This window comes from Streptomyces sp. NPDC013457, from assembly GCF_043089925.1.
Lineage (GTDB): Bacteria > Actinomycetota > Actinomycetes > Streptomycetales > Streptomycetaceae > Streptomyces.
On sequence record NZ_JBICBL010000008.1, the window covers coordinates 241779 to 266287 of the forward strand.

General features: G+C 68.9%; 26 protein-coding genes. 14 read left to right on the forward strand and 12 right to left on the reverse strand.

Going from position 1 to position 24509, the window contains the following annotated elements; translation table 11 throughout:
- Positions 1–41 precede the first annotated feature (41 nt).
- The 5 genes from ACF1G2_RS22895 (at position 42) to ACF1G2_RS22915 (ending at position 3727) form a co-directional block, all read left to right on the forward strand.
- Positions 42–422, forward strand: coding sequence for a phage holin family protein (locus tag ACF1G2_RS22895; protein WP_391800025.1), 381 nt, complete (start codon positions 42–44; stop codon positions 420–422).
- Between the two features lie 9 nt (positions 423–431).
- Positions 432–920, forward strand: a complete 489-nt coding sequence (locus ACF1G2_RS22900) for a low molecular weight protein-tyrosine-phosphatase (protein WP_391800026.1) — start codon at positions 432–434, stop codon at positions 918–920.
- Entirely contained in the window at positions 917–2089 is a 1173-nt protein-coding gene (locus ACF1G2_RS22905) for a cystathionine gamma-lyase (protein ID WP_391800027.1), read from the forward strand. Before ACF1G2_RS22900 ends, ACF1G2_RS22905 begins: the two co-directional genes overlap by 4 nt.
- Positions 2090–2315: 226 nt before the next feature.
- Positions 2316–3212 (forward strand): LysR family transcriptional regulator, encoded by an 897-nt coding sequence (locus tag ACF1G2_RS22910; RefSeq protein ID WP_391800028.1) that lies wholly within the window; start codon positions 2316–2318, stop codon positions 3210–3212.
- A gap of 35 nt (positions 3213–3247) precedes the next feature.
- On the forward strand, positions 3248–3727 hold the full coding sequence (locus ACF1G2_RS22915; protein WP_391800029.1) for an NUDIX domain-containing protein: 480 nt from the start codon (positions 3248–3250) through the stop codon (positions 3725–3727).
- 45 nt (positions 3728–3772) lie between these two features.
- Here ACF1G2_RS22915 and ACF1G2_RS22920 read toward each other — a convergent pair whose 3' ends face one another.
- Both ACF1G2_RS22920 and ACF1G2_RS22925 read right to left on the reverse strand, forming a co-directional pair.
- Positions 3773–5068: a globin domain-containing protein gene (locus ACF1G2_RS22920; RefSeq protein ID WP_391800030.1), complete on the reverse strand. Its 1296-nt coding sequence runs from the start codon at positions 5066–5068 to the stop codon at positions 3773–3775.
- Positions 5069–5085: 17 nt separating this feature from the next.
- Positions 5086–5739 carry an HAD family hydrolase gene (locus ACF1G2_RS22925; RefSeq protein WP_391800031.1) on the reverse strand — a complete coding sequence of 218 codons (654 nt, stop codon included), beginning with the start codon at positions 5737–5739 and terminating at the stop codon, positions 5086–5088.
- A 77-nt stretch (positions 5740–5816) separates the two neighbouring features.
- Between ACF1G2_RS22925 and ACF1G2_RS22930 the strand changes: the two genes are divergently transcribed.
- The 3 genes from ACF1G2_RS22930 to ACF1G2_RS22940 all read left to right on the forward strand — a co-directional run bounded on the left by ACF1G2_RS22930 (position 5817) and on the right by ACF1G2_RS22940 (position 7746).
- Positions 5817–6344 carry a DUF2269 domain-containing protein gene (locus ACF1G2_RS22930; RefSeq protein WP_391800032.1) on the forward strand — a complete coding sequence of 176 codons (528 nt, stop codon included), beginning with the start codon at positions 5817–5819 and terminating at the stop codon, positions 6342–6344.
- Positions 6345–6349: 5 nt separating this feature from the next.
- Positions 6350–7213, forward strand: a complete 864-nt coding sequence (locus ACF1G2_RS22935; protein ID WP_391800033.1) for a GNAT family N-acetyltransferase — start codon at positions 6350–6352, stop codon at positions 7211–7213.
- Between the two features lie 74 nt (positions 7214–7287).
- Entirely contained in the window at positions 7288–7746 is a 459-nt protein-coding gene (locus ACF1G2_RS22940; RefSeq protein ID WP_391800034.1) for a MarR family winged helix-turn-helix transcriptional regulator, read from the forward strand.
- Positions 7747–7782: 36 nt separating this feature from the next.
- Here ACF1G2_RS22940 and ACF1G2_RS22945 read toward each other — a convergent pair whose 3' ends face one another.
- Positions 7783–9165 carry a serine hydrolase domain-containing protein gene (locus ACF1G2_RS22945; RefSeq protein ID WP_391800035.1) on the reverse strand — a complete coding sequence of 461 codons (1383 nt, stop codon included), beginning with the start codon at positions 9163–9165 and terminating at the stop codon, positions 7783–7785.
- A 276-nt stretch (positions 9166–9441) separates the two neighbouring features.
- Between ACF1G2_RS22945 and ACF1G2_RS22950 the strand changes: the two genes are divergently transcribed.
- Positions 9442–10158, forward strand: coding sequence for a DUF4232 domain-containing protein (locus tag ACF1G2_RS22950; protein WP_391800036.1), 717 nt, complete (start codon positions 9442–9444; stop codon positions 10156–10158).
- 81 nt (positions 10159–10239) lie between these two features.
- Here the strand turns inward: ACF1G2_RS22950 and ACF1G2_RS22955 are convergent, their stop codons facing one another.
- Both ACF1G2_RS22955 and dnaB read right to left on the reverse strand, forming a co-directional pair.
- On the reverse strand, positions 10240–10896 hold the full coding sequence (locus tag ACF1G2_RS22955) for a M15 family metallopeptidase (protein WP_391800037.1): 657 nt from the start codon (positions 10894–10896) through the stop codon (positions 10240–10242).
- Between the two features lie 166 nt (positions 10897–11062).
- Positions 11063–12547, reverse strand: coding sequence for a replicative DNA helicase (dnaB, locus tag ACF1G2_RS22960; protein WP_391800038.1), 1485 nt, complete (start codon positions 12545–12547; stop codon positions 11063–11065).
- Positions 12548–12972: 425 nt separating this feature from the next.
- Between dnaB and ACF1G2_RS22965 the strand changes: the two genes are divergently transcribed.
- Positions 12973–14310 (forward strand): MATE family efflux transporter, encoded by a 1338-nt coding sequence (locus ACF1G2_RS22965; RefSeq protein ID WP_391800039.1) that lies wholly within the window; start codon positions 12973–12975, stop codon positions 14308–14310.
- An 82-nt stretch (positions 14311–14392) separates the two neighbouring features.
- Here ACF1G2_RS22965 and rplI read toward each other — a convergent pair whose 3' ends face one another.
- The 4 genes from rplI to rpsF all read right to left on the reverse strand — a co-directional run bounded on the left by rplI (position 14393) and on the right by rpsF (position 16103).
- Positions 14393–14839, reverse strand: a complete 447-nt coding sequence (gene rplI / locus ACF1G2_RS22970; protein WP_158988579.1) for a 50S ribosomal protein L9 — start codon at positions 14837–14839, stop codon at positions 14393–14395.
- Between the two features lie 18 nt (positions 14840–14857).
- Positions 14858–15094 carry a 30S ribosomal protein S18 gene (rpsR, locus tag ACF1G2_RS22975; protein ID WP_005315025.1) on the reverse strand — a complete coding sequence of 79 codons (237 nt, stop codon included), beginning with the start codon at positions 15092–15094 and terminating at the stop codon, positions 14858–14860.
- A 59-nt stretch (positions 15095–15153) separates the two neighbouring features.
- A complete protein-coding gene (locus ACF1G2_RS22980; protein WP_361435422.1) occupies positions 15154–15738 on the reverse strand; it encodes a single-stranded DNA-binding protein in 585 nt (194 codons plus the stop codon).
- A 74-nt stretch (positions 15739–15812) separates the two neighbouring features.
- Positions 15813–16103 (reverse strand): 30S ribosomal protein S6, encoded by a 291-nt coding sequence (gene rpsF / locus ACF1G2_RS22985; protein WP_004950685.1) that lies wholly within the window; start codon positions 16101–16103, stop codon positions 15813–15815.
- A 283-nt stretch (positions 16104–16386) separates the two neighbouring features.
- Between rpsF and ACF1G2_RS22990 the strand changes: the two genes are divergently transcribed.
- The 3 genes from ACF1G2_RS22990 to ACF1G2_RS23000 all read left to right on the forward strand — a co-directional run bounded on the left by ACF1G2_RS22990 (position 16387) and on the right by ACF1G2_RS23000 (position 19060).
- Entirely contained in the window at positions 16387–16686 is a 300-nt protein-coding gene (locus tag ACF1G2_RS22990) for a hypothetical protein (RefSeq protein ID WP_391800040.1), read from the forward strand.
- Between the two features lie 126 nt (positions 16687–16812).
- Positions 16813–17931 carry a lipid II:glycine glycyltransferase FemX gene (locus ACF1G2_RS22995; protein WP_391800041.1) on the forward strand — a complete coding sequence of 373 codons (1119 nt, stop codon included), beginning with the start codon at positions 16813–16815 and terminating at the stop codon, positions 17929–17931.
- 97 nt (positions 17932–18028) lie between these two features.
- Entirely contained in the window at positions 18029–19060 is a 1032-nt protein-coding gene (locus ACF1G2_RS23000) for an alanine racemase (protein ID WP_391800042.1), read from the forward strand.
- Between the two features lie 15 nt (positions 19061–19075).
- On the opposite strand, the gene ACF1G2_RS23005 is transcribed toward ACF1G2_RS23000, so the two are convergent.
- The 3 genes from ACF1G2_RS23005 to ACF1G2_RS23015 all read right to left on the reverse strand — a co-directional run bounded on the left by ACF1G2_RS23005 (position 19076) and on the right by ACF1G2_RS23015 (position 23273).
- Complete coding sequence (locus ACF1G2_RS23005) at positions 19076–20596, reverse strand: glycosyltransferase family 87 protein (protein ID WP_391800043.1); 1521 nt, start codon at positions 20594–20596, stop codon at positions 19076–19078.
- A gap of 125 nt (positions 20597–20721) precedes the next feature.
- Complete coding sequence (locus ACF1G2_RS23010) at positions 20722–23103, reverse strand: transglycosylase domain-containing protein (RefSeq protein ID WP_391800222.1); 2382 nt, start codon at positions 23101–23103, stop codon at positions 20722–20724.
- Positions 23100–23273, reverse strand: coding sequence for a hypothetical protein (locus ACF1G2_RS23015; RefSeq protein WP_391800231.1), 174 nt, complete (start codon positions 23271–23273; stop codon positions 23100–23102). Before ACF1G2_RS23015 ends, ACF1G2_RS23010 begins: the two co-directional genes overlap by 4 nt.
- Before the next feature lie 532 nt (positions 23274–23805).
- Between ACF1G2_RS23015 and ACF1G2_RS23020 the strand changes: the two genes are divergently transcribed.
- A complete protein-coding gene (locus tag ACF1G2_RS23020) occupies positions 23806–24495 on the forward strand; it encodes a helix-turn-helix transcriptional regulator (RefSeq protein WP_356887272.1) in 690 nt (229 codons plus the stop codon).
- Positions 24496–24509: the final 14 nt, after the last annotated feature.

A 24509-nucleotide genomic window follows, 5' to 3' on the forward strand; every position in this document is an offset into this window, starting at 1 on the left:
CCCCTGCCGTTGGCCCGATCATGTCTGCCACGATCAGACACATGATGAATTTCGTAGTCAAGACACTCGCGAACGCGGGTGCCCTGGGCGTGGCCGTCTGGCTGCTGTCGCCGGACATCGAGCTGACCGGTGACAGCACCGCCGACAAGGCCTGGACGCTCATACTCGTCGCCCTGGTCTTCGGCCTGGTGAACTTCCTGGTGAAGCCGGTCGTCAAGCTGATCTCGCTTCCCCTGTTCATCCTCACCCTCGGGCTGATCACCCTGGTGATCAACGCCCTGATGCTTCTGCTCACCTCCTGGCTGGCCGACACCGTCGGGCTGGACTTCCACGTCGACGGCTTCTGGACCGCCGTCCTCGGCGGTCTGATCATCTCGATCGTCTCCTGGGCGCTCAACGTCGTCCTCCCCGACGGGGACTGAGTGCGGACGATGACGTACCGCGTCTGCTTCGTCTGTACCGGCAACATCTGCCGCTCGCCGATGGCCGAGTCCGTCTTCCGCGCCCGCGTGGAGGAGGCCGGCCTGGCGGGCGCGGTCGAGGTGGACAGCGCGGGCACCGGCGGATGGCACGAGGGTGACGCCGCCGACCCGCGCACGATCGCCGTCCTGGAGGAGCACGGCTACGCCTCCGGACACACAGCCCGCCAGTTCCGCGCCTCGTGGTTCACTGCCCTCGATCTGGTGATCGCCCTCGACGAGGGACATCTACGGGCACTGCGCGCGCTCGCGCCGACCCCGGAGGACGCGGCGAAGGTGCGGCTGCTGCGCTCGTACGACCCGGCGGCCGGCGGCCTCGACGTGCCCGACCCGTACTACGGGGGGTCGGAAGGCTTCGAGGAGTGTCTTGAGATGGTGGAGGCGGCGAGCGAGGGACTGCTGGCCGCGGTGAGCGAGAGTGTGGAGGGTCGGGCGGCATGAGCACGGACACGTTCGGGGGCGCCGAGGACCTCGGTGCCGTCGGCGACGGGACACGGGCGGTACGGGCGGGACTCCCCGAACCGGTGAAGCACGAACCGACCCTGCCGGGACCGGTCTTCGCCGCCCACTTCCATCTGCCGGGCGACCCCACCGGCCCCTACACGTACGGCCGGGACGAGAACCCCACCTGGACGCACCTGGAACGCGCCATCGGGGAGCTGGAGGCGCCGGGGGAGCCGGGCGTCGAGACGCTCGTCTTCGCCTCGGGCATGGCCGCCATCTCCGCCGTCCTCTTCTCCCAGCTGAAGGCGGGGGACGCGGTCGTCCTGCCGGATGACGGCTACCAGGCGCTGCCCCTGGTGCACGAACAGCTCAGGGCGTACGGGATCGAGGTCCGCACCGCGCCCACCGGCGGCGACGCCCAGCTGTCCGTACTGGAGGGTGCGCGGCTGCTGTGGATCGAAACGCCCTCCAACCCCGGGCTCGACGTCTGCGACATCCGCCGTCTGGCGCGGGCCGCCCACGAGGCCGGGGCGCTGGTCGCCGTCGACAACACCCTGGCCACTCCCCTCGGCCAGCGGCCCCTGGAACTGGGGGCGGACTTCTCCGTCGCCAGCGACACCAAGGGCATGACCGGCCACGGCGACATCCTCCTCGGCCATGTCAGCTGCCACGACCCGGGCCTCGCGGCGGACGTCCGGCGCTGGCGCAAGATCGTCGGGGCCATCCCCGGCCCGATGGAGGCGTGGCTCGCCCACCGTTCCCTGGCCACGCTCCAGCTCCGCATCGACCGGCAGTGCGCCTCGGCGCTCGCTCTCGCGGAGGCGCTGAGCAAGCGCGGAGAGGTGACCGGGCTGCGTTATCCCGGGCTGCCGGGCGACCCGTCCCATGCGGTCGCGGCGACGCAGATGAGGCGCTTCGGGCCCGTGGTCTCCTTCGTCCTCGCCGACCGGGAGCGGGCGGAGCGGTTCCTCGGCGCACTGCGGCTCGTGGACGACGCGACCAGCTTCGGCGGTGTGCGCTCGACGGCCGAGCGGCGCGGTCGGTGGGGCGGCGACGCCGTGCCCGAGGGTTTCATCCGCTTCTCCGTCGGAGCGGAGGACCCGGAAGACCTGATCGCCGACGTCCTGCGCGCCCTGGACGCGGCGGAAGCGGCCACGGTCGGCTGAGAGCCGCCCCGCACAGAACCGGGGCGCTCCGAGCCTCCCCCCTCATGGCTCGGAACGCCCCTGGTTCCACGCGCGGAGAACCGCCTGCACAAGGCTAGTTGACTCTGCGTCAGTGTCCAATCACGGTAGCGACAGAGACCTATCGACTTATTTATAGTTGGACGGTCCTGAGGCGTAGTCAGCAGACCGTCTGAGTCGAGGCCGACACGGCCGGGAGGGGGCGGACATGGATCTCGCCCTACTGCGCACCTTCGTCGCGGTGCACCGGGCCGGTTCCTTCACCCGTGCCGCGGCCCTTCTCGGTCTCTCCCAGCCCGCGGTCACCAGCCAGATCCGCACCCTGGAACGTCAGCTGGGCCGGCCGCTCTTCCTCAGACAGGCTCGTGGGGTCACCCCCACCACCATCGGCGACGAGCTCGCCCACCGCGCCGCCCCGCACCTTGACGCCCTCGTGGAGATCGCCGAGACCGGCCTGGACGAGGAGAACGGCGTCCGCACCCTCCATCTCGCCGGGCCCCCCGAGTTCACCTCCGCGCGGGTGTTACCCGCCCTCACCCCGCTGGTCGCCCAGGGGCTCGCCGTGCGAGCCGGGTTCCCCGCCACGACCGAGGAGATCCTCGACGGGCTCGCCGCGGGCCACCACGATCTGGCCGTCGCCACCGCCCGCCCGCGCGGAGGGCTGTTCCACTCCACTCCGCTCTGCGACGAGGAACATGTGCTGGTCGCCGCCCCGCGCTGGGCCGCCCGGCTGGCGCCCGACCTGCTCCTGCGCAGGGGTGCCGTGGTCCTGGAGCAGCTGCCGGTGGTCGAGGTGCACGAGTCGCTGCCGTTCGTCGCCCGCTACTGGGCGGCGGTCTTCGAGACCAAGCCCGCCGCGACCGCCACCGTCGTGGCGCCCGACCTGCGGGCCGTGCTGGAATCCACGGCCTCCGGGGCGGGCCTTGCCGTCCTGCCCCGCTATCTGTGCGAGGAGGCCCTGGACCAGGGCCGCCTCGTGGCACTGCTCGATCCGCCCGTGCCGCCGCTGCGTACGTACTTCCTCGTCGTCCGCACCGGGACCCTCGCGCTGCCGCACATCGCGCGGGCTCACGAGTGGCTCCTGCGAGCCTCCGGCGACTGGTGAGTTTCAGGACACCTGTTGCGGGCCATTTTCTTCCCATGACCGAACGTCCTGTGGTCAAGCGCACCGCACGCGCCATCCTGCTCGATGGAAACGACCTGATCCTCATCAAGCGCACGAAGCCGGGGGTGGATCCCTACTGGGTGACGCCCGGCGGCGGGGTCGAGCCCTCGGACACCACCGTCGTCGAAGCCCTGCACCGCGAGGTGCACGAGGAGCTCGGCGCCAAGGTCACCGATGTGGTCCCCTGCTTCGTCGACACCGTCGAGCACATCGTCGACGGGGGAGTCTCGGGAGTGAAGGTCCAGCACTTCTTCGTCTGCCGGCTCGAGTCGATGGACCCGTCGCTGAGGCACGGGCCCGAGGTGGAGGAGCCCTGCGGCGAGTACCAGATCGTCCGGGTGCCCTTCAGCCGGGTCGGCATCGCCGCCGTCCATCTCGTGCCCTTGTCCCTGCGTCACTACCTGGACGGCAACATCGAGGGCGTCCGCGCGATGCACGCCCCTGACCTGGGCTGACCGGGCCGAGGAGCGCTTTCCTGGGGCCCTGATCGGGCCTCCGGGCTAGGACGCCAGCTCTGTCAGAAGGTCGTGGCGGATCCGCTCTGCGGGGATACCGGCCCCCCGCAGGGCGTCGAACCCACGCCGGATCATGCCGGGCGGGCCCGACAAGTAGGCCTCGTACTCGGTCCACGGGCCGTACTGGCGCACGGCGTCCGGCAGCTGTGCCTGATCCTCGGTGACCGGCCGCACGGACAACCAGGGGTAGGTCTTCTGGAGCCGCATCATCGTGTCGATGTCGTAGAGGTCGTGTCCGCTGCGCGCGCCGTAGAACACCTCCACGGGGCGTCGGTCCCCGTGCTCCGCAACGTCCTCGACCAGCGCCTTGATGGGCGCGATCCCGGTACCGCCGCCCAGGCACAGCAGCCCGTTGTCCGTGGAGTGGTCGACCGTCATCGACCCCGCGGGCGGGCCGAGACGCAGGACGTCGCCGGGGCGCGCGTGGTGCACCAGGGCGTTCGATACCCAGCCGGCCGGGACGGCCTTGACGTGGAGGGTGAGCAGCCCGTCGGGGCGAGGAGCCGAGGCGAAGGAGTAGTGCCGCCACACCCGCGGCCACCACGGCGTCTCCAGCGTCGTGTACTGGCCGGCGAGGAAGGTGTACGGCTGGTCGGGCCGTAGCGTGATCACCGCGACGTCCGGGGTCCGCAGATCGTGGGAGACGACCTCGGCCTGCCACCAGGCGGGCGCGTGCCGCTCGTTCTCGGCCGCCGCGTCGATCATGATCTGCGAGATCGTCGTGTACGTCCGCACCCAGGCGGCCTCGGTCTCCTCGTTCCAGGTCAGGGTGGCGTACCGGATCAGCGCACCGATCAGCGCCTCGCCGACGGCCGGGTAGTGCGTCGGCCGGGTTCCGTACTTGCGGTGTCCACGGCCCAGGTTCTGGAGGTAATCCGTGAGTACGGCCGCGTCGTCCATGTGCTCGGCCGCCGTCAGCAGCGCCTTGAGGAGGCGGTCGCGCTGGGTGTCCATCGCCGCGGGGAACATCGCGCGCAGCTCGGGGTGGCGGATGAAGAGCAAGGCGTAGAAGTACGAGGTCACCTTGTCGGCGACGGGAGCGATCTCGGCCAGGGTGCGGCGTATGAGGATCGCGTCGGGGGACGGGGTGTGGGGGGACGGTTCGTCGGGAGACGGTCTGTCCGGAGACGGCGGTCTCTCCGGAGCTATCCCGGGCGGCTCTTCGCCGTCGTCGTGCACGGCCTCTTCCATCGTGTGCCTCGCCTCACGCATGCGGCTCTTGTCGCCGCAGCTTGACAGGTTCGGCCCCCGGTTCGGACAGAAAGTGGAATTCTCGGGCATTAGCCCCGTGGTGCGGGCTAGGCTGCGCTCTTTCGGATCAGGTCGTAGGCCTCGCGCAGATCGCCCCCGGTGTAGGTGTGACGCGACAGCCCGGCAAGGTGGTGATCGGCGTTCACCGCCACGGTGAGCGGCACGGCGGCGAAGAGCTCCGCGTCGGACATCGAGTCGCCATAAGCCACGCAGTCCTCCAGGCCCAGGCCGTACTCCGCGCAGAGTCGGCGCGCGATGCTCACCTTCGCGGCGGCGGTGAGGATGCCCGGACGGTGGATCGGCGCGGCGAACGGAACCGCCGGCCACCGGGAGCCATGGGTCGCGTCAGCCCCCCAGTCGAGGAGACGCTCGACGAAGAAGTCCGGCGAGAGCGAGATGACGGCGCAGCGCCCTCCCTGAGCGTGGATGTCGGCCCAGACCTCACGAATGCCGGCCAGCCAGGGAGCCCCCTCGAAGGCGGCCGTGACCTGCTCCTGAGTCAGAGCGGACCAGAGGGCATGGGCCTGGACCGCGAACTCGTCGGGCGCCATCCCGTCCAGCAGGAACCTGCGCTCCAGAGCGGCGATCTCCTCGGTGACGCCGAGCTGCCGCGAGATCTCCACCGCGGCCGCCGAGCCCTTGATCAGGGTGCCGTCGAGATCGAAGAGATGGAGCTTGCCCGCGCCCGGAGAAGTGGTCATGTACGCCGAGGCTAGTACCTGTGGTTACTCCTCCCGTCAGACGCGGAGTGAGGGCGCCGGGCGCCACGGTGTTTCACGTGAAACATCTCCAGCGCCCCGCTCGGCGGGCTCTCCTCGTCGTCCATGTCGCCGTCTCCGTGGCGTGGCTCGGGCTCAGTGTGGGACTGCTGACGCTCGGCATCGCGGCCTATACGACGGGCGACTCCTCCCTCACGGAAGCCTCGTATCGCGCGATGAAGGTCTTCGCGGACTGGCTGCTCGCTCCCGTCGCGGTGGTGACGCTGGTGAGCGGGCTGGTGCTCTCGCTGGGAACTCCCTGGGGGCTGGCGCGGCACCGCTGGGTCTGGATCAAGTTCTGGATCACCCTCGCCACCGCGGCCGCGACCGTCTTCGCCCTGCGCCCGCAGATCGAGCACGCGGCCGCTGCCGGGGTGCCCGATCCCAGCCTGGTGTCGGCACCGACGGTGTCGACGACGGCCTATCTCTTCATGACCGCCATCTCGGTGCTGAAGCCCTGGGGCCTGACCCGCAGGGGCCGTCGCCGGCGGGCACTGACCACTTCCCGTAAAGGGCTGGACGAACGATCATCGCGTCAGAGAGCCTGAGCCTCATGCCGACCTCGCTCGCCCCGCTCGACCAGCTCCCCATCCGTGTCCTCACCTCCGCAGACCTCACCGCCTGTGCCGATCTCTCGGAGGACCGGGGCTGGCCGCGCGAGGAGCACAAGTGGAACCTTCTACTGACCGCGGGAACCGGCTACGGCATCGACGACCCCGACGGCAAGGGGCTGATCGCGTCGAGCGTCGTCACCTCGTACGGGTCCGAGCTCTCCGCGATCGGCATGGTGCTGGTCGCCGAGCGCTACGCCCGCCGGGGAGTGGGCATCCGCCTCATGCGGCACCTGGTGGCGGAGGCCGGAGACACCCCACTCACGCTCCACGCCACCCCGAACGGTCAGCCGCTCTACGAGCAGCTGGGCTTCGCCCAGACGGGCCGTGCGGAGATGCTCCGCGGCCACTTCACCGCGACGGAGCCGATCCCCGAGATCGCGACCCGCGCCGCCACGGCCGAGGACCTCCCGGCCGTGCTCCGGTTGGACGCCGAGGTCTTCGGCCTGGACCGCACCCACATGATCACCCGGCTGCCGGCCTTCGCGGACCACCTTCGTGTCGCCGAGGAGAACGGCGAGATCACCGGCTTCGCAGCGGCCTGGCCCAACATGGACACCCATGTGGTCGGCCCGCTGATCGCTCGGAACACGGCCACCGCACAGGCCCTTGTCGCTGCCCTGGCCGCCGCCACCGACCGTCCCCTGCGCACGGACGTCGACGTACGACACGAGGCGCTGCTGACCTGGCTCAAGGCGTGCGGCCTCGCCCCGATCGCGTTCAACGCGGTCATGATGCGCTCCCGGCCCGACCTTCCGGGCGACTGGAGCCGTCGGTTCGCGCCCCTGAGTGTGGCGGCGGGATAACCAGCAATTGCACACGCGGGCTTTTGCGCGCATCGTCTACTCTGGGAGAAGCCGCTCCGGACCGAGGAGAGACCATGACCGCGACCGCCCCCGCACTCACCGCCCTCTCCCAAGGCTGGTGTGCCCTCTCGTTGCTGCACGGCAGGATCGAGTCCCACATCGAGCGCGCGCTGGAGTCGCAGCACGGCCTGAGCGTTCGCGAGTACTCCCTCCTCGATGTGCTCAGCCGCCAGCACAGCGGTCCCGGCGGGCATCTCCAGATGAAGCAGGTCGCCGACGCCGTCGTCCTCAGCCAGAGTGCCACCACACGGCTCGTGACCCGTCTGGAGGACCGGGGGCTCCTGACCCGCTATCTCTGCGCCACCGACCGACGCGGCATCTACACCGACGTCACCGAGGCAGGCATGGAACTCCTCACAGAGGCCCGGCCCACCAATGACCGAGCGCTCCGCGAAGCGCTCGACGAAGCGGCCAAGAACCCGGAGCTGGCGCCCCTGGTCCGCGTCGTCGAAGGCGCCCCCGCTCCCGCCTAGCCGCCCTCGGTGTCCTGTTTCACGTGAAACAGCCGCTCAGAGGCCGCGCCAGCCCGCCTCGTCCACTCCGCCCGGAACCGCATCGCTCTGCTCGTACGGCTCCCGGGTGAAGACGAACGACCCCAGATCGAGATGGCTCACCGATCCGTCCGGACGACGGACCGGGCGGAGCGTCTCCCCCAGGTAGTAGCCGTTCAGGCCGATCCAGCCGCCCTCCGGCAGCGCCCGGAAGGTCGCCCGCCGTCCGACACCGCTCAGCGGTTCGAGGGTCACACCCCGGTCCACACCAAGGCGTAGCCCGAACGCGTACGTGCCCCAGTACCAGGGCCCGGCAAGCTCCAGCAGCTCCCGATCGACCTCGGCCTCGGGCATCGGCCTCCACGGCTCGGGGAACCCGGGCTCGGCCTCCGCCACGATCCGTACGAGATCGGCCGCCACGGACGCCATCAGCGGCCCGGACGTGGCATTGGCGAGGGTGACCGCCGCGACACCGTCCTCGATGCACACCCACAGACAGGCGACGAAGCCCGGCAGCGAACCCGTGTGACCGATCAGCGTCCGGCCGTCCTTGCGCAGCAGCTGGACACCGAGCCCGTAGCCGCCCTCCCAGTCACCGGCACCCGGCGCCGACGCCGGGGTGCGCATCTCCTCGACCGTGGCCGCGCCGAGCACCCGGTCGTCGCCCCGCGCGAGGAACACCGCGAAGCGGCAGAGATCCTCGGCTGTCGACCAGAGCTGTCCGGCCGGTGCCATCAGCCCCAGATCCTCGGAGGGTTCGGGCAGCATCACGTCGGCCCACGGGTGCACGGCCCAGCCGCCGGCGTGGGGAGCGACCGGCTGCACGCTGGTTCGCGTGAGCCCCAGCGGCTCCAGGATCTCGCCCCGAAGAGCCTCCTCCCAGGAGACCCCGCGCACCGTTTCGACCAGCGAACCGAGCAGCGTGTAGCCGGGGTTGGAGTAGTGGAAGTGACGCCCCACCGGGTGGAGCAGTGGCTCCTCACCGAGCACATCGGCCAGCTTCGGCCTGACCGCCGCGGGCGTCCGCTCCCACCAGGGAGCGGGGCTCTCCGCCGCGAGACCTCCTGTGTGGGCGAGGAGTTGGGCGATGGTCGTCTCGCCCACGCCTGTACCCGGAAGATGCTTCTCCAGAGGGTCGTTCAGATCCAGGAGGCCCTCGTCACGCAGCCGCATCACCAGCACGGCGGTGAACACCTTGGTGAGCGAGCCGATCCGGTACTGCGTGTCGGCGTCCGGATCGTGCCCGTCGACGCAACTGCGCGCACCGGTCCACACCATCCCCCCGTCGCGGGCCACAGCCCCGACGAAAGAGGGAGTACGACCCTCGGACTGGGCGACCGCGACACGGTGCAGGAGCGCCCGTTCGGTACTGGGAAGCAGAGCTTCGAGAGGTGAGGTCATGCACTGATCCAACGCTGTGACCGAGCGGGCGTCGACCACATTTCGCGTCGGATACCCGTGTGGCGAGGACGAGTTCGACTCCGGCGAAGCCTCGGACACGTCCCACGGCAGCGTTCCAGGGCATGGCGTTTCAGCAGGTCAGAACCGCATCGGCATTCCAGCGTCCCTGATGCCGCAGGTCCGCTTGCCCGCGGTCCGCTGGAACGGATTCTCTGTTGCCGAGCCGGACGGAAGCACCGACCGGCCGCGATCACCACCACACTCCACGGGGAAGACATGAAGCTGACGCACACCACCAAGACGCTCCTCGCCGGCCTCACGCTGGTCAGCGCTCTCGCCCTGACCGCCTGCAACGGCGACGCCGGCACCACGGACGCCAAGCCCGCAGACACCACGCCCGCCGGTTCCGCATCCAACGGCTCCGCGTCCTCCTCTCCTTCGGCCGGCACCGGGGCCGCCCCCACCGACGCGGCCACGGACGCCGGCGGAAGCGGCAAGGGCGACGGCAAGAGCAGCAGCGGCGCCAACGGAGGCACATCGGGCTCGGGTTCCGGCGGGACGTCGGCAGGCATCTGCCGCAGCGACGACCTGGAGATCAGCGTCGTCGACAACACCACCGACAAGGTGGAGGGCATCGTCACGGTTCAGCTCAAGAACGGCGGTGGCCGTGACTGCACGATCCGCGGCTTCGCCGGGGTCGACCTGAGGACCGCGGCGGGCGACACTCTGTCGGTGGCCCGCAGCGGCGACAAGCCCACCGCCGATGTTCTCAAGGACGGCGAGTCCGCCGCCTTCAACATCTCGTTCCCGCTCAACACGAGCGGCGGCTCGGGTGTCCGCATCTCCACGATCCTCGTGACCCCGCCGAACGAGACGAAGACCATCAGCCTGAAGTGGCCTGCGGGCTCGCTCCCGGTCGACAACCCGGACTCCCCGAGCCGCCCCCTCCAGATCACCCCGGTCGGCAAGGTCAGCGACTCCCCCGCCGGCTGAGCGGGCTGTAGGGTCTCGCGATCGGTGTCATAGAGCATCGCCCTGACTTCTTATGATTCGAGACCTTCGCTAGATCTGCGGTCAGTCGAGTTCCCTGGGCCCGTAGTGGGCGGCTTCCGCTCCTGTTTGCAAGGCCCAGTAGCGGTCTCCGTATGACCAGTGCCACCACTCTGTGGGGTAGTTGACCAGGCCTGCAGCGGTGAGCGCAGTGCCCAGGATGTCCCGATGAGCGCGAGCCTCGTCACTGATGCTCCCGGCCTGCGTGTAACAAGCCCCCGCGCTCTCCTCCGGAGTCGCGTTCATCCGAGTGCCCATCTCAAGCTCGCGCCCGTCGTCACCAGCGAGCGTCAGGTCGACAGCTGCCCCGGCGCTGTGCGGTGCGATCTCGGGCGGAGACACGTAGCGGCTGGCTGCCGAGCGGACCTGTTCAGCAGTCCATTCCGGGTGTTCCGCGCGCAGTTGGGCCGCGTATTCGTCGAAGTAGCGGCGTTGAAGGGAGGGCGGGCGGTATCCCTCGACGAACAGCAGCCGCATTCCTTGAGGCAGCTGCGACTGTGCTTTGAGGAGCCGGTCGAGCACTCCTTCCCGCAGGTGGGCGAAGGCACCGGCGGAGTCTTGCCACTTCCGCTCGTCGACCAGCAAGGAGCGTTCTCGTCGCACGTCTACGAGCCGTTCACCGCACTCGTGGAAAGGCACGGCTGCGACCTTCGGGTCCGACATCAGAACTATCTCAGTCATGAATCGATCATCTCGTGGCCTTGCGCCCACCTTCAGTCGGGAGCCGAGCATCCCGAACGAGTGAACGAGCCGACCTGCTCGTCTCACGACCGCTTCATAGGTGCAGCCGATATGAAGCGGAGCGTGAGACTGTGCAGCGAAATCTGAGACCCTGCACGGGCCTCGGTCAGGTCTGTGCCATGTCGACGAAGCGCGAGTAGTGGCCCTGGAAGGCCACCGTGATCGTCGCCGTCGGACCGTTTCGGTGCTTGCCCACGATGATGTCCGCCTCGCCCGCGCGCGGGGACTCCTTCTCGTAGGCGTCCTCGCGGTGGAGCAGGATGACCATGTCCGCGTCCTGCTCGATCGATCCCGATTCACGCAGGTCGGAGACCATCGGCTTCTTGTCGGTGCGCTGTTCGGGGCCACGGTTCAGCTGCGAGAGCGCGATCACCGGCAGCTCGAGCTCCTTCGCCAGGAGCTTGAGGTTTCGCGACATGTCCGAGACTTCCTGCTGACGGCTCTCGGACCGCTTGGCGCCGGACTGCATCAGCTGGAGGTAGTCGATGACCACGAGCTTGAGCCCGGCACGCTGCTTGAGCCGACGGCACTTGGCGCGGATCTCCATCATCGACAGGTTCGGGGAGTCGTCGATGTAGAGCGGGGCCTGGGAGACATCGGGCATACGGCGGGCCAGCCGGGTCCAGTCCTCGTCGGTCATCGTGCCGGAGCGCATGTGGTGCAGCGCCACCCGGGCCTCCGCCGAGAGCAGGCGCATCGCGATCTCGTTGCGGCCCATTTCGAGGGAGAAGATGACGCTGGGCAGGTTGTGCTTGATGGAGCAGGCCCGTGCGAAGTCCAGGGCGAGCGTCGACTTACCCATGGCGGGTCGGGCCGCGATGATGATCATCTGGCCCGGGTGCAGACCGTTGGTGAGCTGGTCGAGATCGGTGAAACCGGTCGGGACGCCGGTCATCTCGCCGCTGCGCGAGCCGATCGCCTCGATCTCGTCGAGGGCGCCCTCCATGATGTCGCCGAGGGGCAGGTAGTCCTCGGTGGTGCGCTGCTCGGTGACCGCGTAGATCTCGGCCTGGGCCGAGTTCACGATCTCGTCGACGTCGCCGTCGGCCGCGTAGCCCATCTGCGTGATCTTGGTGCCGGCCTCCACGAGACGGCGCAGCACGGCGCGCTCGTGGACGATCTCCGCGTAGTACGCCGCGTTGGCCGCGGTCGGCACCGACTGGACGAGCGTGTGCAGATAGGAGGCCCCGCCGACACGGGTGATCTCGCCCCGCTTGGTGAGCTCCGCACCGACCGTGATCGGGTCGGCCGGCTCGCCCTTCGCGTACAGGTCGAGGATGGCCGCGTAGACCGTCTCGTGGGCGGGCTTGTAGAAGTCATGGCCCTTGATGATCTCCACGACGTCCGCGATGGCGTCCTTGGAGAGCAGCATGCCGCCGAGGACGGACTGCTCGGCGTCGAGATCCTGCGGGGGCACCCGCTCGAAGCCGGACAGACCGCTGTCCCACGGGCCGCTGTCGCTGCCGCGTTCGTGCTGGTCCTCACGGCCCCTACCGCGTCCACGGCTTTCGCCGCGGGGTCGTGCGACGGGAAGCCGGTCACTCGGTCCGCTGTCGGCCCAGGGGTCGTCCAAGGGCTCGGGAATGCTCACCAAGCCACCTCCTCCCGTCCGCTCCGCGGACCTCGCCGTGCCACTCTTTCTTACGCCACGGCTCGGACAAACAAGAGGCTTTGACTCCGCTTCTGGCGCGTCGTGCGCCGGACCACGGTAGGCCCGTCGGCACCGTCAGCCAATCTGGTTATCCACAGGGCCTGTGGGTGAACGACCAGATGCTGTGGAGAACCCCGCCGAACCTGTGCACGGACCGGGGGACAGCCATGTGGACAAACTCATAACCCAGCCCATGGCACCCGCCTGACCTGCATCTTTTCGATCCACGGGCTGTGGGGGAGAAAAACTTTTCACTCCGGACCAAGATCAGAACAAACGGCGCACACCCGAAGCTCCACACCAAGGCAATGTAAGGACTACTGGACCATTGCATCTCTTACCTGTGGAAGATTAGATTGACACCCATGACCCAGGCTCCCCCGACCCCCAAGGCCGCCCGTCGGCAGCACGACCGAGAGATCATCTCGCTTGCCGTTCCGGCCTTCGGCGCGCTCGTCGCCGAGCCGCTCTTCCTCATGGTCGACAGCGCCATTGTCGGACACCTCGGCACTCCGCAGCTCGCCGGTCTCGCCATCGCGGCAGCCCTGCTCTCGACAGCCGTCAGCGTCTTCGTCTTCCTCGCCTACGCGACCACGGCCGCTGTCGCCCGCCGGGTGGGAGCCGGCGACCTCACGGCAGCCATCCGTCAGGGCATGGACGGCATCTGGCTGGCGCTGCTGCTGGGAGCCGCGGTCGTCGCCGTCACCCTGCCCGCCGCCCCATGGCTGATCGACCTCTTCGGCGCCTCGGACACGGCCACTCCGTACGCGATCACCTATCTGCGCATCTCCAGCCTGGGCATCCCCGCCATGCTCGTGGTCCTGGCCGCCACCGGTGTCCTGCGCGGCCTCCAGGACACCCGTACACCGCTGTACGTGGCCATCGGAGGCTTCGCGGCCAACGGAGTGCTCAACGTGGCCCTCGTCTACGGCGCCGGCCTGGGCATCGCCGGATCCGCCTGGGGCACGGTCATCGCCCAGTGCGCCATGGCCGCCGTCTATCTCGTCGTGGTGGTCCGTGGAGCGCGGCGCCACGGCGCCTCCCTTCGACCGGACGCGGCCGGTATACGTGCCAGCGCCCAGGCAGGCGCCCCGCTTCTCGTCCGTACGCTCTCCCTGCGCGCGGTCCTGTTGATCGCCACCGCTGTCGCGGCCCGCATGGGGGACGCCGAGGTCGCCGCCCACCAGATCATCCTGTCCCTGTGGAGCCTGATGGCCTTCGCGCTCGACGCGATCGCCATCGCCGGTCAGGCAATCATCGGCCGGTACCTCGGCGCCGACGACGCCGACGGCGCCCGCCAGGTCTGCCGCCGCATGGTGCAGTGGGGTGTGGTCTCCGGAGTCGTTCTGGGCGCCCTCCTCATCCTCGCCCGCCCGCTCTTCATCGCGCTCTTCACCGGCGACACCACGGTCCAGGACACCCTGCTCCCGGCTCTCCTGGTCGTCGCGGTCTCCCAGCCGATCGCCGGTGTGGTCTTCGTCCTCGACGGGGTCCTGATGGGCGCGGGCGACGGCCCCTATCTGGCCTGGGCCATGCTGCTCACGCTGGCCGTGTTCGCCCCGGTGGCGCTCCTGGTCCCCACACTCGGCGGTGGGCTCACCGCGCTGTGGTGGGCGATGACGTTGATGATGACGGTCCGGATGCTGACCCTCTGGCTGCGCTCCCGCTCCGGACGCTGGATCGTCACCGGGGCCACGCGCTGAATGTTTCACGTGAAACGGTGAAAAACGGCGGAAGGGCCGCACCCCTGAGGGGTGCGGCCCTTCCGTACTGCTGAGAGCAGCGTTACGCGGCGACAACCTCGACGCCGAGCTTCGCGGCAACCTCGGGGTGCAGACGCACGGACACCTGGTGCGAGCCCAGGGTCTTGATCGGCGAACCGAGCTCGACGCGACGCTTGTCGACGTCGGGGCCACCCGCGGACTTGATCGCCGTGGCGATGTCGGCCGGGGTCACGGAGCCGAAGAGGCGGCCGGCGTCGCCGGAGCGAACGGCCAGACGCACCTTCACGCCTTCGAGCCGGGCCTTGATCTCGTTGGCCTGCTCGATGGTCGCGATCTCGTGGATCTTGCGGGCGCGGCGGATCTGCGCCACGTCCTTCTCGCCACCCTTGGTCCAGCGGATCGCGAAACCACGCGGGACCAGGTAGTTGCGAGCGTAACCGTCCTTGACGTCGACGACATCGCCGGCGGCACCGAGGCCAGAGACCTCATGGGTCAGGATGATCTTCATTTTTCGGTCACCCTTCCCTTATCGCGCGGTGGACGTGTAGGGCAGCAGCGCCATCTCACGGCTGTTCTTCACGGCCGTGGCGACGTCACGCTGGTGCTGCGTGCAGTTGCCGGTCACGCGGCGGGCACGGATCTTGCCGCGGTCGGAAATGAACTTCCGCAGCATGTTCGTGTCCTTGTAGTCCACGTACGCGGTCTTGTCCTTGCAGAACGCGCAGACCTTCTTCTTAGGCTTGCGCACAGGCGGCTTCGCCATGGTGTTTCTCCTGTGTGATCAAGAAGTTTGGGTACGAGCTGCCCTTCGAGGGGAGTGCCCTAGAAGGGGGGCTCGTCCGAGTAGCCGCCGCCGCTGGAGTTTCCACCCCAGCTGCCTCCGCCGCCCTGCTGCTGGCCGCCACCGGCCGGCGCGCTGGTCGCCCACGGGTCGTCGGCGGGAGCACCGCCACCACCCTGCTGGCCACCGCCGGAGTTTCCACCCCAGCTGCCGCCGCCCTGCTGGCCGCCACCGCCGCCGTAGCCACCCTGGCCACCTCGACCGGTGGTCTTGGTGACCTTGGCCGTGGCGTTCTTGAGGCTGGGGCCGACTTCGTCGACGTCCAGCTCGTAGACCGTGCGCTTGACGCCCTCGCGGTCCTCGTACGACCGCTGCTTCAGCCGGCCCTGCACGACGACGCGCATGCCTCGCTGGAGCGACTCGGCGACGTTCTCCGCCGCCTGACGCCAGACCGAGCAGGTCAGGAACAGGCTCTCGCCGTCCTTCCACTCATTGGTCTGACGGTCGAAGGTGCGGGGAGTGGACGCGATACGGAACTTCGCGACCGCCGCACCGGACGGGGTGAAGCGCAGCTCGGGGTCGTCGACAAGATTGCCGACGACCGTGATGACGGTCTCGCCTGCCATTGGATGAACCTCTCGGCGGGATTGCTTCTGGCTGCTTACTGCTACTCGAACCCGATGACCTCTGAGCTAGACGCTCAGTGGGTCTCGGGGCGGAGGACCTTGGTCCGGAGGACCGACTCGTTCAGGTTCATCTGGCGGTCGAGCTCCTTGACGACCGCAGGCTCGGCCTGCAGGTCGATGACCGAGTAGATGCCCTCGGGCTTCTTCTTGATCTCGTAGGCGAGACGACGACGGCCCCAGGTGTCGACCTTCTCAACCTTTCCGTTGCCCTCACGGACGACGGAGAGGAAGTTCTCGATCAGCGGGGAGACAGCGCGCTCCTCGAGATCGGGGTCGAGGATGACCATCACCTCGTAGTGACGCATGTGGAACCCACCTCCTTTGGACTCAGCGGCCACGGTCGTTCCGTGGCAGGAGGGTCGTGATGCGTAAGCAACGGTATCGGCCGCCACTGACAATGCCCCTCGGCGAGCGAGGAGACCGTCGAGGTCCGAGACGGACCAGGGCAGACACCGGTGCAGACCGTACAGAGTACCCGCACATCCGCTTCCGGTTGAAATCCGGTGGTGGGGGGACGCAATCTGTACACAACGGATGTCGGCGGCGCTACGATGCGCCGCCTTCCCGCAGCCACGCAGGAGGTGCCCCATGGCACAGGCAATGCGACCCGACCCCGGACATTCCCTCCTCGCCACCGACGGCAGGCCCCACCCGCTCCAGGACACCCTGATGGCGGTGACGCTCTTCCTCGGCGTCCTCTCCTTCATCACCGCGCAGTTCCACAGCCTGCACGTACTGGCTTCCTGGTCCGGACTGATCGGCATCATGACCGGCGCGTCCGGCCAGTTCATCTCCGTGACCACGAGGGAGCGCTTCGCCCTGATCGTCGGGCTCGGAGCCTCGGCGGTGGGCTTCTATCTCGGCATGTTCTACGGGGGCCTCATCTGAGGCATCCGGGTCGGTCACCGGCCAAGGGACACACGTCCCGTCGGGGCGCTCCCCGGTCACAGTAGGCTTCGGCGCGAGAGCCGGAGCCCCTGAACCGATGGGGACACACCTGCCGAGGAGCGCCCCGTGAGCCTGACCCTGAGGACCATCAGCCGTGAGCAGCATCTGGCATTCATCCAGAGCCAGCCCTCGGCGAGCCACTGCCAGGTCCCGGCGTGGGCTGATGTGAAGACCGAGTGGCGGTCGGAGAACCTGGGTTGGTTCGACAAGTCCGGCGAGCTCGTCGGCGCGGGCCTCGTGCTCTACCGCCAGCTGCCGAAGATCAAGCGCTACCTGGCCTATCTGCCCGAGGGCCCGGTCATCAACTGGTACGCCCCGAACCTCGACGACTGGCTGCAGCCGATGCTGGCGCATCTCAAGCAGCAGGGCGCCTTCTCCGTGAAGATGGGCCCGCCGGTCGTCATCCGCCGCTGGGACTCCGCCGCGATCAAGTCCGGCATCCAGGACCCGGACGTGAAGCGCCTGAAGGACGTCGAGGCCTCGCACATCGAGCCGCGCGCCTTCGAAGTCGCCGACCGGCTGCGGAAGATGGGCTGGCAGCAGGGCGAGGACGGCGGCGCCGGCTTCGGTGACGTCCAGCCGCGCTACGTCTTCCAGGTACCGCTCGCCAACCGCTCGCTCGACGACGTCCTCAAGGGCTTCAACCAGCTGTGGCGCCGCAACATCAAGAAGGCCGACAAGGCCGGTGTCGAGGTCGTCCAGGGAGGCTACGAGGACCTCGCCGAGTGGCAGCGCCTGTACGAGATCACGGCCGTCCGCGACCACTTCCGCCCGCGCCCGCTGTCGTACTTCCAGCGTATGTGGACCGTCCTCAACAACGAGGACCCCAACCGCATGCGGCTGTACTTCGCCCGGCACAACGGCGTGAACCTCTCGGCGGCCACGATGCTCGTGGTCGGCGGGCACGTCTGGTACTCCTACGGCGCCTCCGACAACATCGGCCGCGAGGTCAGGCCCTCGAACGCGATGCAGTGGCGGATGCTGCGCGACGCCTATGCGATGGGTGCGACCGTCTACGACCTGCGGGGCATCTCGGACTCGCTCGACGAGACCGACCACCTCTTCGGTCTCATCCAGTTCAAGGTGGGAACGGGCGGCGAGGCGGTGGAGTACGTCGGCGAGTGGGACTTCCCGCTCAACAAGCTCCTGCACAAGGCGCTGGACATCTACATGTCGCGTCGCTGACGGGCCGGGCGTCGCGCCCGTAACCTCGTACGTAATCTCGTAAGTCTCGTACACACCTTTGATACACCGCAGCCACCAGAAAGGTTCCGGGCCGGCCATGGCGCTCTCCCTCTACGTCGACACCGCTCGCTGGCGGGCGCACCAGAAGTCCGTGATCGACCAGTTCCCCGGCCTGATCCCGGTCTGCAAGGGCAACGGCTACGGCTTCGGCCACGAGCGGCTGGCCGACGAGGCCTCGCGCTTCGGCTCGGACATGCTCGCCGTGGGCACCACGTACGAGGCCGCGAAGATCAAGGACTGGTTCGGCGGCGACCTGCTGGTCCTCACCCCGTTCCGGCGGGGCGAGGAGCCGGTGCCGCTGCCGGACCGCGTGGTCCGCTCCGTGTCCTCCGTGGACGGCGTGCACGCCCTCGTGGGCGCACGGGTGGTCATCGAGTGCATGAGCTCGATGAAGCGCCACGGCGTCCTCGAAGAGGACCTGGGACGGCTTCACGCGGCCATCGAGGACGTACGGCTCGAGGGCTTCGCCCTCCATCTGCCCCTGGACCGCACGGACGGCACCGACGCGGTCGAGGAGGTCATCGGCTGGATGGACCGGCTGCGGGCCGCACGGCTGCCGCTGCAGACCATGTTCGTCAGCCATCTGCGGGCCGAGGAGCAGGCCCGGCTCCAGCAGCAGTTCCCGCAGACCCGGTTCCGTGCCCGGATCGGCACCCGGCTCTGGCTGGGCGACCACGAGGCCACCGAGTACCGCGGAGCGGTCCTGGACGTCACGCGCGTCGCCAAGGGCGACCGCTTCGGCTACCGCCAGCAGAAGGCCGCCTCCGACGGCTGGCTGGTGGTCGTCGCCGGCGGCACCTCCCACGGAGTGGGTCTGGAGGCGCCCAAGGCGATGCACGGTGTGATGCCACGCGCCAAGGGCGTGGCCCGCGCCGGTCTCGCGACCGTCAACCGGAACCTTTCTCCGTTCGTCTGGGCCGGCAAGCAGCGCTGGTTCGCCGAGCCGCCGCACATGCAGGTGTCGATCCTGTTCGTGCCGGCCGACGCCCAGGAGCCGAAGGTCGGCGACGAGCTCGTGGCCCATCTGCGGCACACGACGACGCAGTTCGACCGGCTCGTCGAGCGCTAGTCCGAAGGACAGGCCCTAGTCGGCCCGCGGGTCCCGGGGAGCCCCGTCCGCGGGGACTCCCCACTCCACACGCGGCCCCTCCACGGCCGGGGCCGCGTGCCGGGCGGGGTGGGCCGCCCTGCCCCGTACGAAAACGTCCTCAGCGCCGTCCAGGACGCCCCCGGAGGGGTCGTCGGAGCCGTCCTGCCGCACCACGTCCCGTTCGGGCGCCAGGATGTCGCGCACGACCACCGCGCACAGGTACAGCGTGCCGACCAGGTGCAGCACGATCGCGAAGTGGTAGCCGTCCGTCGGCAGCCCCTGCTTGTTGCCGCTGGTGGTGAAGGCCAGGTACATCCAGATGCCCAGGAAGTACATGACCTCGCACGCCTGCCAGATCAGGAAGTCCCGCCAGCGCGGCCGGGCGAGGGCGGCGAGGGGGATGAGCCAGAGCACGTACTGCGGCGAGTACACCTTGTTGGTCAGCACGAACGCGGCCACGATCAGGAACGCCAGCTGGACGAACCGGGGTCGGCGGGGCGCCGTCAGCGCCAGGACGGCGAGGGCCGCGGCGACGACGGCCATCAGCACCATGGTGTACGTGTTGGCGCTGCCGGGGGAGATCTGCTCGCCGGTGCGCTGGCTGATGAGCAGCCAGACGGACCCGAAGTCGACGTTCCGCGCCTCGTTGAAGGCGTAGAACTGCTTCCAGCCCTCCGGCGCGAGCAGCATCACCGGCAGGTTCACGGCGAGCCACACACCGGCCGCCCCGACCAGCGCCGCGCCGAACTCGCGCCAGCGGCCGGCCCGCCAGCACAGCAGGAACAGCGGCCCCAGGATCAGGAACGGGTAGAACTTCGCCGCGACCGCCAGGCCGAGCAGGGCCCCGAACGCGAGTGGACGGCCGCGCGACCACATCAGGACGGCGGCCGAGGTCAGCGCCACGGCAAGCAGGTCCCAGTTGACCGTCGCCGTGAGGGCGAACGCGGGGGCCAGGGCGACCAGGAGGGCGTCCCAGGGCCGACGGCGGTGCGTACGGGCCACGCACACGGCCATGATGACGGCGCAGACCATCAGCATGCCCGCGTTGACCATCCAGTACATCTGCTCGCGGTGCACGAGGTCGCTGCCACCGGGCGTCAGCCAGGCCGCGACCTGCATGAACAGCCCGGTGAGGACCGGGTACTCCAGGAACTCTATGTCGCCGCTCAGCCGGTCGAAGTACGGGACCAGGCCCTCGGCGAACCCGCGTCCGACGAAGAGATGGGGGATGTCGGAGTAACAGGCGTGGGTGTACTGCGAGGTGGTGCCCCGGAACCAGGCCCAGTCGTAACACGGGATCTTCTGCACCATGCCGAGCGCAAACATCCCGATGGCCACCAGTGCGATCACCCGCACAGGGGTGAGCTGCCCGCTGCCGAGCAGGGCCCGACGGCCGACCGGCCCGCCGATCAGCTCGCTGCCCGCCGCGGCGACCTCGTCGCGACGGGTGGGGCACACCGTCGCCGGGTTCTGCGGCCGGTCCCGCTGCGGACTCGTCTTGTGGAGGCTCGGCATGGGGACATCCTGCCGTACGTCCCCGGGAAACGGTGAGGGCCGCCGTACCGGGCGACGTACGTGTGCGTACGTGCCGGGTACCGCGGCCCTCGGGGCGCTGCCGGACAGGGGCTGGCGGGCGGGTGTCAGCCGCCCAGCCAGCCGCTTCCGCCGCTGGCCCTGCCGGGTTTGCCGGTGTCCGTCGGCGTCGGTGACGTCGGAGTCGTCGGAGCCGTCGGTGTCCCCGTCGCTCCGCCGTCCTGGCCGCCGTCCTGACCGCCGTTCTGGCCGCCGTTGTCCTCGCACGGCCAGTCCCAGACGTCACAGGTCTTGTCCGGGCCAGGCGACTTGCTGGGCGTCTGCGACGGCGTCTGCGAGGGAGTGATGGTCGCGGACGGCGACTGCGACGGGGTCTCGGTCGGCGTCGGGGTGGGGCTGGCGGCGCCACCGCCGAAGACGGCCTCCGCGTCCAGGTCCTCCGGCTCCGGGAACGACTCGACCTTCATGCCCTTAAGGGCGTCGGTCATGTAGTCCTTCCAGATCTGCGAGGGGAAGGACGAACCGTGGATCTTGGGCTGGGCTCCCGTGCCGAACATCGACAGGAACTTACGGCCTTCCTTGCTCTCGTCGTCGTCGAAGCGGTACATGTCGATCGCGGTCGACAGGTTCGGCGTGTACCCGACGAACCAGGCCGAGTTGTTGCCGTCGGTGGTACCGGTCTTGCCGGCCACGTCCCGGCCCGGAATCGCGGCCTTGCGGCCGGTGCCCTTCGGGTTCTCGACGACGTCGCGCAGGACGTCGGTCACGTTGCTGGCGACCGCCGAGGAGAAGGCCCGCTCGGTCTTCGACTCGTGCTTGTAGATGACCTGCCCCTTCTCCTTCACCTCCTTCACGGAGAACGGGTCGTTGCGCTCGCCGTTGTTCGCGAAGGTCGCGTACGCGCCGGCCATGCGGATGGCGCTCGGGTCGGAGATACCGAGGGAGAACGACGGCACGTTGGCCTTGACCAGCGAGCCTTCCCGCAGACCGGCCCTGACGGCCGTCTTGCGGACCTCGTCGATGCCGACGTCCATGCCGAGCTGCACGTAGGGCGAGTTGGCGGAGCGGATCATCGCCTCGCGCAGGCTCATCGGGCCGTAGCTGGCGTCATCGTCGTTGACCTGCAGCCACTCCTCGCCCTTCTCGTTGTGCCAGACCGTGCCGTCGTAGTTCTTGATCCGGAGCTTGTTCTTGCCGTTGTAGCGGCTCTTGTTCGGGTCGACGATGGTGCGGGTCGTGGCGTCCTGGACCTTGCCCTCGTCGGGGTCGCGGACGCCGTACTCCATGGCCGCGGCCAGCACGAACGGCTTGAACGTCGATCCGACCTGCGCACCGGTCTGGTCGGCGTTGTTGGTGAAGTGCTTGGTGGCGTCGGTGCCGCCGTAGAGGGCGACGATCTCACCGGTCTTCGGGTCGACCGAGGCACCGCCGAACTGGACGTGAGTGTCCTCCTTCGGCCGCTTCTTCGGGTCGATGTGCTCGTCGTAGACCTTCTTGATGGAGTCCTCGAGAGCCTTGACCTTCTTCTTGTCGAAGGTCGTGTAGATCTCGTATCCACCCCCGGCGAGCTTCTTCTCGTCCATCCCCGGATGGTTGTTGATGAAGTTGGCCTTGGCCGTGCTCACCAGGTAGCCGACCTGACCGGTCAGCTGGGCGTTCTTCTTCGGCGGCTGCACCTTGGGGAAGGCCGGGTACTTCGCCCGGTCCGCCGCGGTGATGTGCTTGTCCTTGACCATCTCGTCGAGGATCCACGACCAGCGGTCCGTGGCCCGCTTCAGGTTCGCCTGCGGCGTCGCCTGGGGGTCGATCTCGGTGGAGCCGGCGGGGTCGTAGTACGTCGCGCCCTTGAGGAGCGAGGCGAGGAACGCGCACTCGCTCGCGTTGAGGTGCTTGGCGTCCTTGCCGAAGTACGTCCGGGCCGCCGCCTGGATGCCGTAGGCGCCGCGCCCGTAGTAGGCGGTGTTCAGGTAGCCCGCCATGATCTCGGGCTTCTCCATCTCGGCGCCGACCTTGATGGAGATGAAGAGCTCCTTGACCTTGCGAGACAGGGTCTGCGACTGGTCGTTGAGCAGGTTGTTCTTCACGTACTGCTGGGTGATGGTCGAGCCGCCCTGCGTCTCGCCGCCCTTGGCCATGTTCCAGACGGCGCGGCCGATGCCCATCGGGTCGACGCCGGAGTCGTCGCGGAACGTCTTGTTCTCGGCCGAGATCACCGCGTTCTGCATGTCCTTCGGGATCTGGTCGATCCCGATGATCTGCCGGTTGACCTCACCACCGGTCGCGGCCATCTGCGAGCCGTCGGACCAGTAGTAGACGTTGTTCTGCGCCTTGGCGGCCAGAGCCTCCTTGGGGATCCCCACCTGGGAGTACGCGATCGTCGCCGCCCCCATCACCAGGCCGAGGAACGCCAGGCAGAGGCCTGAGACGAGCTTCCAGGAGGGCACCCAGCGGCGCCAGCCGTACTTGTCGTACCGCGGGTAGTCGATCAGGCGCTTCCTGCCCGGAGGGCGACCGCCCCCACGGCCACGGCCCGGGCCACCACCCTGCCCGCCGCCTCCACCGCCACGACGGCCACCACCGTGGCCGCCGCCCGCGCCGCCGTCGGGCGCACGCCGACGGCCTCCGCGCTGCGCGGCACGACGAGCCTCGGCCCGTCCACCGTAGGTGGGCTCCTCTCCGTACCCAGACGAAGGGGAGCCGGTGCTGACATCCCGTCCCTGGGCCGACCGGCGGCCCTGGGGCTGCTGGGCGGCGCGCCGGGCCGCCGCGCGGCCGCCACTCGGCGGCTGCGACTGCGGCATTTTGCGACGATGCTCGCTCATCGAACGACTACTCCTCGGGCAGGCGCGTACGCCTGGAAGCGGCAGTTGAGTTCCGGTCCCCCCGAAATGCGCACGGCCGGGCTTCACCAGAAGCCCTCCCGTACCGCAGCCGGTCACCCCGATCACTGACGCACTGCGGCGTCGCTCGGTTCCCGGTGGTCTGCATGCCGGACAGACTACGCACGGCCAAAACCCTCCTAGAGCCGAAGTTCACCCCAAATCAGGCAAGTCGATTGCTGTGAATTGACGATGTGACGCCGGTCACCGTGGCCCCACTTGTCGCAGCAGGATGGCCGTTCTATCGTCATGATGTATCGAGTCGATACATCAGTACGGCATAAGGGCACCCGACAGCGGAGGAGGGGACGGATGAGCAGGCGCTCGGGAATCCTCGAATTCGCCGTTCTCGGCCTGCTCCGCGAGGCGCCCATGCACGGGTACGAGCTGCGCAAGCGGCTCAACACCTCGCTGGGCATCTTCCGGGCCTTCAGCTACGGGACCCTCTATCCCTGCCTCAAGACGCTGGTCGCCAACGGCTGGTTGATCGAGGAGCCGGGCAGCGCCCCCGAAGATGCCCTGGCCGCGTCACTCGCAGGACGCCGCGCCAAGATCGTCTACCGGTTGACGGCCGAAGGTAAGGAGCACTTCGAAGAGCTCCTCTCCCACACCGGTCCGGACACCTGGGAGGACGAGCACTTCGCCGCCCGCTTCGCCTTCTTCGGCCAGACCGAGCGCGAGGTGCGGATGCGCGTACTGGAAGGCCGCCGCAGCCGGCTGGAGGAGCGTCTGGAGAAGATGCGCGCCTCTCTGGCCCGCACACGCGAGCGCCTCGACGACTACACACTTGAGCTGCAGCGCCACGGAATGGAGTCCGTGGAGCGCGAAGTGCGCTGGCTGAACGAGCTCATCGAGAGCGAGCGGGCGGGACGGGATCAGCGATCCGGTCCCGACGCCCCCGAGGGCGCCGCTCAGCAGGACAACGATTCTGGAGAAACGGGCGGCCTGCCCCGGCACGGGGGCAGTACCCGGCCGGATCCGTCCGACGACACCGCCAAGTGAATCCCTGCATCCCG

Bases quoted from the DNA above. Each gene is read 5' to 3' on its own strand.
- ACF1G2_RS22935 (WP_391800033.1), top strand. From the start codon at position 6,350: ATGCCGACCTCGCTCGCCCCGCTCGACCAGCTCCCCATCCGTGTCCTC.
- ACF1G2_RS22915 (WP_391800029.1), top strand. From the start codon at position 3,248: ATGACCGAACGTCCTGTGGTCAAGCGCACCGCACGCGCCATCCTGCTC.
- rpsR (WP_005315025.1), bottom strand. From the start codon at position 15,094: ATGGCGAAGCCGCCTGTGCGCAAGCCTAAGAAGAAGGTCTGCGCGTTC.
- rplI (WP_158988579.1), bottom strand. From the start codon at position 14,839: ATGAAGATCATCCTGACCCATGAGGTCTCTGGCCTCGGTGCCGCCGGC.
- ACF1G2_RS22965 (WP_391800039.1), top strand. From the start codon at position 12,973: ATGACCCAGGCTCCCCCGACCCCCAAGGCCGCCCGTCGGCAGCACGAC.
- ACF1G2_RS22950 (WP_391800036.1), top strand. From the start codon at position 9,442: ATGAAGCTGACGCACACCACCAAGACGCTCCTCGCCGGCCTCACGCTG.
- ACF1G2_RS22955 (WP_391800037.1), bottom strand. From the start codon at position 10,896: ATGACTGAGATAGTTCTGATGTCGGACCCGAAGGTCGCAGCCGTGCCT.
- ACF1G2_RS22945 (WP_391800035.1), bottom strand. From the start codon at position 9,165: ATGACCTCACCTCTCGAAGCTCTGCTTCCCAGTACCGAACGGGCGCTC.
- ACF1G2_RS22940 (WP_391800034.1), top strand. From the start codon at position 7,288: ATGACCGCGACCGCCCCCGCACTCACCGCCCTCTCCCAAGGCTGGTGT.
- ACF1G2_RS23020 (WP_356887272.1), top strand. From the start codon at position 23,806: ATGAGCAGGCGCTCGGGAATCCTCGAATTCGCCGTTCTCGGCCTGCTC.
- ACF1G2_RS22900 (WP_391800026.1), top strand. From the start codon at position 432: ATGACGTACCGCGTCTGCTTCGTCTGTACCGGCAACATCTGCCGCTCG.
- ACF1G2_RS22910 (WP_391800028.1), top strand. From the start codon at position 2,316: ATGGATCTCGCCCTACTGCGCACCTTCGTCGCGGTGCACCGGGCCGGT.
- ACF1G2_RS22905 (WP_391800027.1), top strand. From the start codon at position 917: ATGAGCACGGACACGTTCGGGGGCGCCGAGGACCTCGGTGCCGTCGGC.
- rpsF (WP_004950685.1), bottom strand. From the start codon at position 16,103: ATGCGTCACTACGAGGTGATGGTCATCCTCGACCCCGATCTCGAGGAG.
- ACF1G2_RS22895 (WP_391800025.1), top strand. From the start codon at position 42: ATGATGAATTTCGTAGTCAAGACACTCGCGAACGCGGGTGCCCTGGGC.
- ACF1G2_RS22920 (WP_391800030.1), bottom strand. From the start codon at position 5,068: ATGCCCGAGAATTCCACTTTCTGTCCGAACCGGGGGCCGAACCTGTCA.
- ACF1G2_RS23005 (WP_391800043.1), bottom strand. From the start codon at position 20,596: ATGCCGAGCCTCCACAAGACGAGTCCGCAGCGGGACCGGCCGCAGAAC.
- ACF1G2_RS22990 (WP_391800040.1), top strand. From the start codon at position 16,387: ATGGCACAGGCAATGCGACCCGACCCCGGACATTCCCTCCTCGCCACC.
- ACF1G2_RS22980 (WP_361435422.1), bottom strand. From the start codon at position 15,738: ATGGCAGGCGAGACCGTCATCACGGTCGTCGGCAATCTTGTCGACGAC.
- ACF1G2_RS22925 (WP_391800031.1), bottom strand. From the start codon at position 5,739: ATGACCACTTCTCCGGGCGCGGGCAAGCTCCATCTCTTCGATCTCGAC.
- ACF1G2_RS23000 (WP_391800042.1), top strand. From the start codon at position 18,029: ATGGCGCTCTCCCTCTACGTCGACACCGCTCGCTGGCGGGCGCACCAG.